Genomic DNA, 12,791 nt, shown 5'->3' with positions numbered 1-12,791 from the left:
AGCAGGTGATGAAATGGCTTCATTAGGTGAGCGCATACGGAAATTGAGAAAAGAAAGAGGCCTGACATTGCAGGCTTTGGCCGGTGAAGAACTGTCCAAAGGCATGCTCAGCCTGATAGAGAACAATAAAGCCAATCCTTCTATGGAAAGCTTGGCTTATATTGCCAAACAATTAAATATCCATATAAATGAACTTCTCGAAGAAGTTTCCCCCTCAGAGCTGCGGGAGGTTTTACAGGAAGTTGAAAATATCTACCTAAAAATAACGGATGATATGACAAGCGGCTTCAAGAAAATTGTTGAACTGGTCACTCCATTCATCGATCAATTGCCTTACCGCTATGAATCTGCCCGCCTCCTCGAAATCTACAGCCGCTGTCTTTATTATATGAAAGAAGACGGCTGGCAAAAACATCTTGAACAGGCAGAAGAAATGTACGAAGGCCTCCACCTTATGAACAATAGTGCAGATATCCAGTTATTCCGGGCTATGCTCAAATTTAACGACCATCAGTACGAAGAGTCTTTGAAAATGCTGAAGCATTCACGGAAAGTGTTTGATGAACGGGGAATCATTCTCGACTCACTAAAAAAATTGGACTTCGACTTTTCGGAAGCGATTCTTCACATGGCAATTGCTGAAGATGAAGATGCTCTGAATATTATTGAAGACGCAATCAATTATTCGAAAGAACACCAGATTTTTTATAAAATCGATGCTCTATACAGAGTTACAGCTTTCCACTCCATCTTAAATAATGATGAAGAAAGAAAGAATTATTACATCGATAAATTAAGAGTGTTCGCCGACTTTACAGAAGATCCCAAAATCGATATCGTTCTGGATCTGCTGGAAGCCCATTACCTCAATAGCTTTAAGCATGACTTTGAAGGAGCCTTGAAGTTAATAGACAAGAACATGAAAAAATATAATGATGAAGAGACTTCCCAATTCTACATCGAAAAAGGGAAGGCATTATATGGTATGGGGAAACTTGATGAAGCATTGCCATGGCTTGAGAAACACCGCCTTTGGGAGTTCATGCATCACCCTTACGACTTGTTGATGAATTATGAAAAAGATGCATATCTTGCATTAATCTATGAAGAGCAGGGCAGACATGAATTAGCCATGAAACACGCAGAAATAGCGAAGAACAATGCTGATCCCATGCCCGACCTGCCCTATAAAAAATTCATCATGAACGTCTATAATGAAATAACTTCAAAATAAAACCCGCCGATAACGGCGGGTTTTTTCATTCCTTCTGGTAAGTGAAATAGATTGTGTAAAACTTCTGCAGTGCAGCCCAGTCTTTTTCAAAACCTGGCTGGATGCAGGAAATCTGAAAGATGCCGCGCCGGCGAAGATAGCCGCTTTGGGCATGGAGTTCATATCCTGATAAATGGGCATCTTGCGGAAAATCCGCAAATTGTTCAATCGACCTGATTGTGATTGCGGTAGGAAATCCTTCTGCCATTAATGGCCATGTGCCAATTTCCCCTTTTACATATTCAAACCGCTCCTGCAGCAATTGATAACGTTCCGGATATTGCTTCAACGCAATTCCGAAGCTTTTCAGCAAGCTGTATGGCAAGGTGAAAGGGATGTCATGCTGATACATCCCGAGATCCAGATAGCTTGGCAATGAGTAGTCTGCAGTTATTTCGTGATCAGAAAATACGACAGCGAGTCCGCTCATTGTGCCAACTGCTTTACCGCTGGTCGCCGTCGCCAGCCAACAGGCTTCAATTGAAAATGGTATTGCCCCAAAACTGCTGATGCAATCAACGCAAAGTTTAATATTGTATTCTTTGCACAGCTCACGGATAGCTTCAAAATCATTCACCATGCCGGTCGAAGTTTCGCCGTGCACCATCAGCAGCCAGCCATATTTTCCGCTTCCCAGTAATTCTTGGATGGAATCCATAGAAAAACTTTCGCCCCACTGGTTTTCTTCACTGTCGAATTCAAGCTGCCACCGCGTTGCCTGCCTGATCAGCCGCTCACCGAATTCTCCGTTCGACAAAATCAGACCGCGTTCATTCCGCCTGGAAAGCTGGGCCACCATCGCTTCATTGGCCAAGGTGCCACTCCCTGACAACAGGTAGGGTGAAGCACCGGACATGACTCGCAATTTTTCTTTCACTTCCTGATAGATCGCCTGAAAGGTGGATGACCGGTGAGACATCGCTTCTTCAGTAAAGGGGCGTCCCAATTCTTCCGTCAGTTTCAGAGGGCCCGGCAAAAACAATCTTCGTTTTGCCTGCAGCCTTGCAGCTACAGACTCCGCATAATCAGCGCGCGTGGTAATCATGGGAATAAAAACGGCGTCCCCGCTGCCTACAGGCTCTGCAAATTGACGGAAGCCGAGCTGTCCATAAAGTTTCAATTCACGGACTGTGCCAGAAATTACTGCGGCATCAAACCCTTCTTCACAGCAATAATCGGATAAAGCACGCGCCAGCAGAAAGAAGACGCGGCCATTGCGATGTTCTTTCCGAACAGCGAGCAATCGTATTTCGCAAAGTTTTCCCGGATTATCGAGATGTACTTCAACTTGGCCAATTTTTCGATCCAGGGAAAACGGCCGGTCGGAGCGAACGGCAATCATGCCCACCAATTCCTTATCGGACAATACCACCAGATATGTATTCTGTTCATGATAAGGATCCACTCGCATCGCTGATTCATGGGCTTCATGCTGGGGAATCTCTTCCACGAATGTGGTGTAGTTCAGTTTTGCTATTTCATCGAATTCCTTTTTGGAACGGGCAATTTTACACCAGTACACGAGTCTCTCCCCTTTCTATACTTTTCGGAAAACTTCATCGATCGAGTAGTCACCCAATTCGATATCCGGTGGAATCCCCATCGCTATTTTAGCCAGCTGCGAGCCCAGAAACGGCCCTGCCGTCAGCCCCGAAGATCCCAAAGCATTGGCGGCGAAAAGATTTTCGTGTTCCGGAACCTGGCCGATAAACGGCAAAGCACTTAAAGTCGATGGCCGAAAGCCGGTGCTGGCGCCTGTCAATTCTGCGGCAGCCAGCCCAGGAACAACGTCCAGGACTTTATCAAGTACATGGTGGATACCCCCTGCCGTCAATTTAGTATCAAAACCCGCATTATTTTCATGTGTGGCTCCGGCTATGATGCGTCCATCCGAAAATGGGACGATATATTGTCCAAACGGCACCATCGCCACCGGCCATTCGCCAGTCGCATTGTCATCCAGCTGCAATTGGAGAATCTGCGCTTTTTGCGGCACCACATCCATCTCCAGTCCAAGGGCTCCGAATAATTCAGGCGCCCACGCACCTCCTGCCGACACGATGCTGTCAGCGAATATTTCCTGCTGCTCCGTCTGTACGCCGACCACTTTATCGTTTTCAACAATCAGCTTCGCATCTCCTGCGATAATTTCTGCGCCCAGTTTTCTGGCGGCGCTAATCAGTGCATCCCGAACAGCTCTGCCATCCACTCTTGCCGCGCCGCTTACGTAAAGCGATCCATATTCATCGCCTGCATGCGGAAATAAAGCTTTAGTCTGCCCGGCATCCAGCCTTTCAATGACACCCATTTCAGGTGCATCTTCTTTTCGCTCACGGGCTTTGGCTTCCATCTTATCCAATTTGCTGTCTTCGTGGATGCTGACAATGCCCACTTGCTTATAACCCGTCTCCGTTTCACCCAGTTCCACCAGTTCCTTTATCAATGCAGGATAGTATTTCGCTCCACTTTTTGCGAGGTGATACCAGGCTTTATTGCGGCGCTGTGATATCCATGGACACACGATTCCTGCGGCTGCTCCGGTCGCCTGGCCGGGATCTTTGCGGTCAATCAACGTCACTTCCGCTCCTGCTTTCGCCGCTTCATATGCAGTCGACGCTCCCAGGATCCCTCCACCAATAATGATCAATGACTTCATATCTTCACCTTTTTTCTGCTTCTTATGCATTCCATTCTAAAGCACAACCGCACCATACTCAACTTCGTTCCAAATTGCAGCGGCCTGATTCAATTTTTGTATTTGCGGGTAAAGCAAGAAATAGAAACGATACGAGAACAGGAGGAATAGACAATGGAAAAAAGCAGAAGCACAGAAGCCATCCTGCCGATGACTTCCGTTAAAAGCGGCTCCGGAGTGGAAGTTGCCCCGGATGTTTATTGTTACACCAATCAGATCGTCAATCTCTTTTTCATCGGGAACCCAAATGTAAGCAGTGATTATATTTTAGTGGATGCCGGCATGCCCCGCTCCGCTGATAAGATTCTCCAGGAAGCCGAAAATCGGTTTGGCCCGGATCACAATCTGAAAGCGATCATTCTTACCCATGGCCATTTCGACCATGTCGGCAGCATCATCGATATTCTTGAAAAATATCCCGTTCCCGTTTACGCACACCCACTGGAATTCAGCTATTTAAAAGGGATAACCAATTATCCTCAGCCTGATTCATCGGTTGAAGGCGGTCTCGTCGCGAAAATTTCAAAAGCATTCCCTGCGGAAGCCATCGATATTTCCGCGCATCTGAAAGAACTTCCAACAGATGGATCAGTGCCTGGCATGCCGGGCTGGCAATGGATCCATACTCCCGGCCATTCGGAGGGACATGTTTCATTGTTCCGAAAAGCGGGCAAACTGCTGATTGCAGGAGATGCTTTCGTGACCGTCAAACAGGATTCCCTCTATAAAGTATTGACGCAGAAAAAAGAAGTCTGCGGTCCTCCTGTCTACTTGACCACCGACTGGCGGGCAGCCTGGGAATCGGTTGTAAAACTGACTGATCTGCAGCCGGCAATTGCGGTCACCGGCCACGGCAAACCGATTTACGGTTCTGCGCTTGCGGAAGGGCTTGTTGATCTCGCGAAAAATTTCCAGGAGAAAGCAGTGCCTTCCCACGGCAAGTTCGTCGACCGTTAACTTTACTATGAAAAAATTAAATTAAATATTTTGCTTCAGCCTTTAAACGCCAGCAGCAACTGGCGTTTTTTGTGCTGGTCTACCAAAGATTTACAAATATATTAATTTTCAGATTTAAGGTTTATGGTTCCATATCTTGGGGTATACAAAAACGAAGTCCCAATTTTTTTAATAAGGATTTATGAATATAGAAACGGAGATGAACTCGATGATTAAGAAAGTGCTGTTTGTTTCGGATCATGGAGATCCATTGGCAAAATTGGGCGGTAAGCAAGCCGGAGGCCAGAATAATTATGTAAAACAATTGGCACTTGCAATGGAAGATAAAGGACTGCAGGTGGATGTCGTCACGCATTGGTGTGAAGAATCGGCACCCCGTATCGAAGAATTCGGAAAAGCGTGCCGTGTAATCCGCATAGAAGCCGGATACAAAGGCTTCGTCTCAAAAAATGAAATGCATTCAATGCTCTCTGCATTTTATAACGAATTGAAAGAGACACTTCCACTCGAAACTTATGATATTGTCCATACCCATTACTGGCTGTCAGGTTTAATCGGGATAAAATTGAAGGATGAGTTCAATCTGCCATTCATCCACACATCCCATTCCCTTGGCTGGGCAAAAGAAGAAGCCACAGGAATTGAAGATGAACGGCGGACAGAAGCTGAAACTGAGATCTTGCAAAAAGCCGATCACGTTTTAGCTACTACAAACAGTGAAAAACATTTGATCAAAAAGAATGTCGACTCTCCTTCTCCCATCAGCGTAATCCCCATTGGTGTTGACGAAGCGTTTAAAGTACGCGGAAGCCGGACCCATATTCGCAAAAAACTTGGATATTCCAGTCCATTATTCGTTTTCGCGGGAAGATTGGAAGAAACCAAAGGCATCTTCACCTTGCTGAATGCATTTAAGCTGCTCGCCGAAAAGACGACAGATACGTATCGCCCCCGCCTTGTGCTCGCTGGCGGCGAACCGGATGCAATTGACCCTGCGACAAAACTTCCAAAAAACCATAAAATCCGGAAAGCTTTGCGCGGTATAGAAGATCACGTGGACTTTCTCGGCCCTAAATCACAGGAAGAACTGGCATTGCTCTTCAATTCCGCGACAGCAACCATCGTCCCGAGTTTCTATGAATCCTTCGGAATGGTTGCGGCAGAAGCCCAGGCTTGCGGAAGTCCTGTTATCGCTTCGAATGTGGGCGGACTTAAAAATGTCGTTCAGGATGGGGTTACCGGCCTTCTTGTGGAAACGAAAAATGCAGTCGATTTGGCTGTAGCGATGGAGGTTATTTCGGTTAATTCCCTTCTTGCCCAAAAACTCAGCAGACAAGCTGTAGAACTGGCTAAAAAAGATTTCCATTGGCCGTCGATTTCTGAAAGAGTATTGAAAATGTATGAGGTGGTAAGCAGTGAAAGAAGCAACACATATACTGGCAACCGATTTAGATGGAACATTAGTCGGTGATCGTAAAGGGCTCGATGGACTTCTGGAGTTCTATAATAAACAGAAATTCACCGTGTCTCTTATCTACATCACCGGACGCCATTACCAATCGGCTTTGTCACTGATTCAAGAGGAAAATTTGCCTGTCCCTGATGTACTCGTTACGGATGTCGGGACAGAAATCCATATCGGAGCACCGCTCAAAAAAGACCTGGAATGGGAAAACAAGATGCTCGGACAATGGCAGCCTGAAGCAATTGATGGACTTGCCGCGACATTTGAAGGTTTGCAGAAACAGGACCTGCCGGTTACTAACCGGTGTTCCTATTACGCTGAAGATATTAAAATTGTGGAAGCTTTTGAAAACAGTCTTACAGAAGCAGGAATTCCTCACAGGCTGATATACAGTGGCGGTCGTGACCTCGACATCCTGCCAGCCGGCAGCGGCAAAGGCTCAGCGCTTGAATATATCCTGGATAAATTCAGTGCACGTGAGGCCAAAATACTGGTGGCCGGTGATTCGGGCAACGATAAAGAAATGCTGACTTTGGGCCATCCATCTGTAATGGTTGGCAATGCCCAGCCTGAATTGCTTGAATGTCCTGAAAGCAAGATGATTTTCAGAGCTTCGAAAGCTTGTGCCGGAGGCATTCAGGAAGCCTGGACGCATTTTCATCCGGAATAACCCTCCCTTTCCAAACCTCGTGTTCTGGAAAGGGATTTTTCTTTCGGTTTAGCGTCAGTCCCCGTTATCATTTGTTTTTTCCGTCAGATGGTTTATATTTAAGGGGAAGGCAATTTCATTTTCAGGAATGGTTTACGCCAAGAGAATATACATAAATACATAAATGCACGATGGAGTATCCAAGCGAAAAGGAGGAATTTGAGATGAGTAAAGTTGCGAATCTGCAAAAAGAGTCAATGGTCATGCTGAAAGAAACGAGCCGTACCTTCTTCATTCCCATCAGTTTTTTGGAACCTGCTCTGAAAAAGACTGTAGGCTCAGCTTACCTTTGCATGCGCGCAATCGATGAACTCGAAGATCATCCGGAACTGGACGATGAAGTTAAAAGCAGGCTGTTACGGGAAACCAGTAAAATGCTTCATATGCCCTTCGATCGGGAAGCTTATGAAGCGCTGCTTAAACCTTATGAACACATGCTTCCGGAAGTTAGCCTCCGATTGGCTGATTGGATCAGTGTCTGCCCGCCTGAAATAGCGCCGAAAGTCTTGGAGTCGACAGCGGAAATGGCCGACGGAATGGCCAAATGGGTAGACAGAAAATTTGTCATCCGCACCCGTGAAGACCTCGATGATTATACGTATTATGTCGCGGGACTGGTCGGTACGATGCTTTCCGATCTCTGGAAATGGCATGATAATACGGAAACAGATCCGCAGCTTGCGATTGGTTTCGGGCGCGGCCTGCAAGCCGTCAATATGCTCCGCAATCTGGATGAGGACCGGGAGCGTGGTGTCAGCTTTGTACCGGAAGGCTGGACACGCGACGATATGTTCAATTATGCAAATGAAAATCTGGCACAAGCCGATTTGTATGTAAAATCGATCACCAATAAGCGGATTCTGATGTTCTGTAAAGTCCCGCTTGCTTTGGCACACAGCACATTAAAAGCATTAAAATCCGGCAGAGAGAAAATGAGCCGTACAGAAGTTGAAGGCATCGTTGAACAATTGAAAGAACAGGAACAAATCAATTAAACCGGCAAGCCCGTTTCTTTTGAAGCGGGTTTTTGCTTTAAGAAATAATTCCAAAGTCATGTTTTACAATTTCTTCTTTTAGAGAAATAAATGGTTTATACTGTAAGTACAATGCAGTTCGCACAAAAGGGGCAGTAAAATGACACTCACCATCATCAGCGTCTTATCCGTCGCCATTTTCATATTGAATATTTTCCTTGCCGCAGCACTGGTTTTTCTTGAACGCCGTGATGCTTCTTCAACATGGGCTTGGCTATTGGTGCTGTTTTTCATTCCGATTGCCGGTTTCTTTGTCTATCTTCTGCTTGGACGGCGCCTCAGAAAAAAGACCTTGTTCAAATGGGAAGGCCGTACTCGTGTAGGGATCGAGAATTTAATCGCCCATCAGATGAACGAGCTTCATGATGATACGTTCTTTTTCAGAAATGACAATACCAAAGAATATAAAGACCTGATTTATCTTCACCTGCGAAATAATGGTGCTGTTCTGACTCAAAATAACGATGTTCAGATTTTCAATGACGGCCGCGATAAATTCGAGTCGCTTATAAAAGACATCGAAAATGCCAAACATCACATACATATCCAGTACTATATCTTCAGGCTTGATCAATTGGGCAACCGGCTGTTGGAAGCTTTGACAGCAAAAGCGAAGCAAGGTGTGAAAGTCAGGCTGCTGTATGATGATATGGGTTCCCGGACATTAAGTAAAAGGCATTTCAAAGAGTTGATCAGGTATGGCGGAGAAGTGGAAACGTTCTTTCCTTCCATACTCCCGCTCATCAACCCTCGTTTAAATTACCGCAACCATAGAAAAATCGTCGTTATCGACGGATGCATCGGATACATCGGCGGTTTTAACGTCGGTGACGAATATATCGGTCTCAGCCGGAAATTCGGCTATTGGCGCGATACACATCTCCGGCTGGAAGGCGGAGCTCTGCATCCGCTTCAAACCCGGTTCATCCGCGACTGGAACCAGGCTTCCGTTCGCCAGGATATTGAGTATGATGAGATTTATTTCCCTGCCATAGCTGAAAAAGGGACGACATCCATGCAGATCGTATCAAGCGGCCCGGATGAGGAATGGGAACAGATCAAGGACGGCTATATGAAACTGATCAATATGGCCGATGAATACATTTACATCCAGACCCCATATTTCATCCCGGATGCCAGCTTCTACGACGCGATCCGAGTGGCGGCTTTATCAGGGATCGATGTTCGGGTGATGATCCCGAATAAACCCGACCATCCCTTCGTCTATTGGGCGACGTATTCTTATGCCGGCCAGCTGCTGCGTGCAGGGGCGCGTGTTTTCATTTACGATAACGGTTTCCTGCATACGAAAATGATCGTCGTGGACGATAAGGCATCAACTGTCGGAACCGCCAATATCGATGTCCGGAGCTTTAAATTGAATTTCGAGGTGAATGCATTCATCTATGACAATGAAATTTCGAAGGAACTTGGCAGACTGTTCCATCAGGATATGGAATTGTCGAATGAACTTACTATGCAAACCTATTTCGAAAGAACAAAAATGATCAAAACAAAAGAATCGATTGCCCGTTTGCTGGCTCCGATTTTGTAAGAAAAGCGGAAACGGCCGTTCAGCTCCGACAAGCGTAAGACGATTTGGCGAAGTGGCGTCTTTTCAGCCGCACAGCCAAAGTGGCTTACGACTCGAGGAGTTGGCCGTTGGAGTCTGGACAATAAGAAAAGCGCCGATCAGCAATAATTGCTGATCGGCGCTTTTTCGAATCATTTATTGTTGTTCAAGATATTCTTCCAAAGTGATATCCGCATCGTAAATCTCTTTCGCCGCTTCTTTTCCGACATAGCGGAAATGCCACGATTCGTGCATATAGCCGGTCAATTGCTCCTTGCCTTCCGGATAACGCAGGATAAAACCAAAACGATGGGCATTGTCAGCCACCCATTTTCCAGCTTCCGTATCACCAAAACTGGCCGCCGCCCAATGCTGTTCCGCTCCGGATTCACCTATGTCAAAGGCCAAACCTGTCTGATGTTCCGAAAAACCGGGACGGGCACTGTACCGGTCCGCTTTTTCCTGACCGTCTTTAGCGACATAGCCTTCATATAATTCTTTTTGGCGGGCAAAGTCACGGAATGTACTGAATGCGGTTAAATCGATATTCGATTTCAGCGCTTCGGCACGCATCGCTCCAAAAGCATCCTGCGCATCAGGATTTACACCTGGAGCATAATCCGAAGGCAGCGGATTCTGTTTGTTCGCAAGCAGGATGCCATCGATTACGGTCGGTTCATCCGGCAATTCAATCGATTCCGGATATACGGTAGCATCCTTGACTTCCTCTTCCACTGCTTCTTCATCAGGTTCCGGTGTTACCGGCAGTTCTTCTTCGACTTCTTCCTCTTTTTCTTCCGGAATGACCACGTCTTCTTCCTGCACATCCGCAATCTGCTCTTCCGCCTCAGATTCAACAACGGGCTGCTGGCTATTTCCGCCTGTTAACGCGTTGAGACTCCGCTCCATATCCCAGTCGTGAAGATAGAGCCACACAGTGATGGATGCCGCAATAAGCAAAGCACCGATGATCAAGATCCATTTTATATAAGGTTTCTTATCTTTTTTATTCATTGAATAACGAGATTGCATAGTTCTCCTTCTTTCTCTCAAGTTCTTTATCATTCTATCACCTTTATGCTTTAAATTCTCCCTAAATCAATGAACTTTCGATATACTTGAAATGACTTTTAACGATTAGAGGGTACACGAATGAATAATCAAAAATGGCTGTCACTCAACTTCTTCGCTTTCTTCTTTACGTGGGGCGTATTCCTTCCATACTGGACCGGATGGCTAACAAACGATAAAGAACTCAGCGTTTCCGCCGCGAGCATCATCATGGGAGCCGGCATGATTGCCCGTTCTTTATCCACCTTGCTGTTTTTCCCGATGCTCACCCGCCTGTTTTCCCTTGGCCGGCTGATGCAGATCCTGGCCATCGCTTCACTCGTCAGCATGGCTTTATACATACCGGCAAATTCGTACATCATGTTGTTTGCCATTACATTCATCTTCAGTTTGGTCTATCCGAACATTCTGCCCGCCATGGAAAGCGGCGCCACTGTGTTGATGCAAAGTGACCGCATCCATTATGGCAAAAGCCGTTCTTTCGGTTCCTTAGGCTATACCATTGCGTTGCTGATTGTCGGAATGGCAACCGCCGTCTGGCAGGAACAAGCGATTCTTTGGGTGATGCTTGCCGGTCTGCTTTTCATGGCAATTACACAATCGGCCGTCTCTCCAGCACCTTTATCAATAAAACCGGAACCCAAAAATCAGGCAAGCAAAGGCGCTGTCAGTGAATTGCTGAAGTCGAAAGCGTTTCTGACCGTCTTGATCGTTTCGATTTTATTGCAGGGGGCCCACGCGGCTTATTATAATTACGGTTTCATCTATTTACAGGATATCGGCGTCAACAGCTTTTATATCGGCCTCGTACTCAATGTCGCCATCATTTTTGAAATCATTTTCTTCGCTAAAGCGGATACTTGGTTTGACAGATGGAGTGTGTCTTCAATGTTTCTTCTGGCAGGCATCGGCTCAACTGTGCGCTGGATCCTGATATTCATGTTCCCCTCTGTTTGGGTATTCATTTTTTCACAGGTGCTGCACGCGCTGTCTTTCGGCGTCGCCCATTTTGCTTTCATCCGCTATATCTTTGAAAAACTGGATCCTCTGCACATTCCGGCTGCCCAAGGAATGTATGCAGCGATTGCCATGAGCCTGAGTGTCGCCTTGCTGACATTCATCGGCGGATTCCTGTATGAAATTTCACCTGGCTTATCATTCCTGGGCATGATCGCGTTTTCGTTCCCGGCAATCATCGTTATTCTGATGACCCGAAAAAAATATTTGTATTAATTTTTATTCCACCCCCAAAAGCCTCAGATGCCAGCCGAATAAATAGGTATCAAAGCTACAAGGAGATGGGCATAATGAAACAAATTTCACAAAGCGATCTTCTCAATCTTTTAAATCGATTGGATCATTTGCTGAATGAACGAGAACAGGATAAACGGCAGGCTCAAAATACCGCAGCTACCGCTTAAGAAGACAACAAAGGAACATGATATAGCAAGAAAAAACAGCGCCTCCCATTATGGGTGGCGCTGTTTTTGCTTATTGAGATTTCAGCAATCGATATTTCGCAAAACAGCTTCGCTTTCCTGGGGACTCGTGCTGAGCTAACTCGGACTCGGTCCCCTTCGTCCGAGTGGATCTCAGCACTTCGCTCGAATCGGAGTTGGAAACCGAACTCCGATTCTAATCCCCTGGGAGTCTCGCTGTTCTGCTCCATATCTCAGAATCGCTTTCTAAAAAGAAGTAGTCTGATGCGCTGTTTTACGTTTAGCAGCAGCTTTCAATCAGTCGATTAAAGCAGGATGGTCCCCAGTACGACGAAAAAGAGGATACCGAAGATGACTGCCATCCCCATCATCCATTTCGCTTCCCGGTCCATGCCCTGCGCTTTCATCTGACGGTATCTGAATGTGTTCGTGAGAACGAACAGCACAGTCATGAAGAGAACCGCGATGTCCATATATCCCATGAACAGGAATATGACGGCCAAAATACTGAGTGAGGCAATGCCGATTCCTTGCATCATTTTTGAATTCATTTGTTTCGCTCCCTAAAAAGAAAG

11 protein-coding genes are annotated in these 12,791 nt (G+C 46.1%); 7 read left to right on the top strand and 4 right to left on the bottom strand.

Annotated features, from left to right (window positions below):
- The first annotated feature begins 13 nt into the window (after positions 1-13).
- Complete coding sequence (locus tag CXF70_RS03610; RefSeq protein WP_101801583.1) at positions 14-1,234, top strand: helix-turn-helix domain-containing protein; 1,221 nt, start codon at positions 14-16, stop codon at positions 1,232-1,234.
- A 25-nt stretch (positions 1,235-1,259) separates the two neighbouring features.
- Here CXF70_RS03610 and CXF70_RS03605 read toward each other — a convergent pair whose 3' ends face one another.
- Positions 1,260-2,795: an aminotransferase class V-fold PLP-dependent enzyme gene (locus CXF70_RS03605; protein WP_101801582.1), complete on the bottom strand. Its 1,536-nt coding sequence runs from the start codon at positions 2,793-2,795 to the stop codon at positions 1,260-1,262.
- A 15-nt stretch (positions 2,796-2,810) separates the two neighbouring features.
- Positions 2,811-3,929, bottom strand: a complete 1,119-nt coding sequence (locus CXF70_RS03600; protein WP_101801581.1) for an NAD(P)/FAD-dependent oxidoreductase — start codon at positions 3,927-3,929, stop codon at positions 2,811-2,813.
- Positions 3,930-4,082: 153 nt separating this feature from the next.
- Between CXF70_RS03600 and CXF70_RS03595 the strand changes: the two genes are divergently transcribed.
- From CXF70_RS03595 to cls, 5 genes are all read left to right on the top strand, one after another.
- A complete protein-coding gene (locus tag CXF70_RS03595) occupies positions 4,083-4,925 on the top strand; it encodes an MBL fold metallo-hydrolase (protein ID WP_101801580.1) in 843 nt (280 codons plus the stop codon).
- Positions 4,926-5,133: 208 nt separating this feature from the next.
- Entirely contained in the window at positions 5,134-6,396 is a 1,263-nt protein-coding gene (locus CXF70_RS03590) for a glycosyltransferase (RefSeq protein ID WP_084243045.1), read from the top strand.
- Positions 6,341-7,060 carry an HAD-IIB family hydrolase gene (locus CXF70_RS03585; protein ID WP_233208531.1) on the top strand — a complete coding sequence of 240 codons (720 nt, stop codon included), beginning with the start codon at positions 6,341-6,343 and terminating at the stop codon, positions 7,058-7,060. Before CXF70_RS03590 ends, CXF70_RS03585 begins: the two co-directional genes overlap by 56 nt.
- A gap of 203 nt (positions 7,061-7,263) precedes the next feature.
- Positions 7,264-8,094, top strand: coding sequence for a squalene/phytoene synthase family protein (locus CXF70_RS03580; protein WP_101801579.1), 831 nt, complete (start codon positions 7,264-7,266; stop codon positions 8,092-8,094).
- A gap of 139 nt (positions 8,095-8,233) precedes the next feature.
- Complete coding sequence (gene cls / locus CXF70_RS03575; protein WP_101801578.1) at positions 8,234-9,688, top strand: cardiolipin synthase; 1,455 nt, start codon at positions 8,234-8,236, stop codon at positions 9,686-9,688.
- Between the two features lie 174 nt (positions 9,689-9,862).
- Here cls and CXF70_RS03570 read toward each other — a convergent pair whose 3' ends face one another.
- Entirely contained in the window at positions 9,863-10,738 is an 876-nt protein-coding gene (locus CXF70_RS03570) for a M15 family metallopeptidase (protein WP_101801577.1), read from the bottom strand.
- A 120-nt stretch (positions 10,739-10,858) separates the two neighbouring features.
- Here CXF70_RS03570 and CXF70_RS03565 point away from each other — a divergent pair, with 120 nt between their 5' ends.
- The gene (locus CXF70_RS03565; protein ID WP_101801576.1) at positions 10,859-12,010 is read left to right on the top strand and encodes a 3-phenylpropionate MFS transporter; all 1,152 of its coding nucleotides are present in this window, start codon (positions 10,859-10,861) and stop codon (positions 12,008-12,010) included.
- A gap of 511 nt (positions 12,011-12,521) precedes the next feature.
- Here CXF70_RS03565 and CXF70_RS03560 read toward each other — a convergent pair.
- Complete coding sequence (locus tag CXF70_RS03560; protein ID WP_101801575.1) at positions 12,522-12,767, bottom strand: hypothetical protein; 246 nt, start codon at positions 12,765-12,767, stop codon at positions 12,522-12,524.
- Between the last annotated feature and the right edge of the window lie 24 nt (positions 12,768-12,791).

Source organism: Planomicrobium sp. MB-3u-38, from assembly GCF_002836425.1.
Classification (GTDB): Bacteria; Bacillota; Bacilli; order Bacillales_A; family Planococcaceae; genus Planococcus; species Planococcus okeanokoites.
Note: the sequence above shows the minus strand (reverse complement) of the source record. Positions and strands in the feature narration are given on the sequence as shown.

Bases quoted from the DNA above. Each gene is read 5' to 3' on its own strand.
- CXF70_RS03610 (WP_101801583.1), top strand. From the start codon at position 14: ATGGCTTCATTAGGTGAGCGCATACGGAAATTGAGAAAAGAAAGAGGC.
- CXF70_RS03600 (WP_101801581.1), bottom strand. From the start codon at position 3,929: ATGAAGTCATTGATCATTATTGGTGGAGGGATCCTGGGAGCGTCGACT.
- CXF70_RS03595 (WP_101801580.1), top strand. From the start codon at position 4,083: ATGGAAAAAAGCAGAAGCACAGAAGCCATCCTGCCGATGACTTCCGTT.
- CXF70_RS03590 (WP_084243045.1), top strand. From the start codon at position 5,134: ATGATTAAGAAAGTGCTGTTTGTTTCGGATCATGGAGATCCATTGGCA.
- CXF70_RS03580 (WP_101801579.1), top strand. From the start codon at position 7,264: ATGAGTAAAGTTGCGAATCTGCAAAAAGAGTCAATGGTCATGCTGAAA.
- cls (WP_101801578.1), top strand. From the start codon at position 8,234: ATGACACTCACCATCATCAGCGTCTTATCCGTCGCCATTTTCATATTG.
- CXF70_RS03570 (WP_101801577.1), bottom strand. From the start codon at position 10,738: ATGCAATCTCGTTATTCAATGAATAAAAAAGATAAGAAACCTTATATA.
- CXF70_RS03565 (WP_101801576.1), top strand. From the start codon at position 10,859: ATGAATAATCAAAAATGGCTGTCACTCAACTTCTTCGCTTTCTTCTTT.
- CXF70_RS03560 (WP_101801575.1), bottom strand. From the start codon at position 12,767: ATGAATTCAAAAATGATGCAAGGAATCGGCATTGCCTCACTCAGTATT.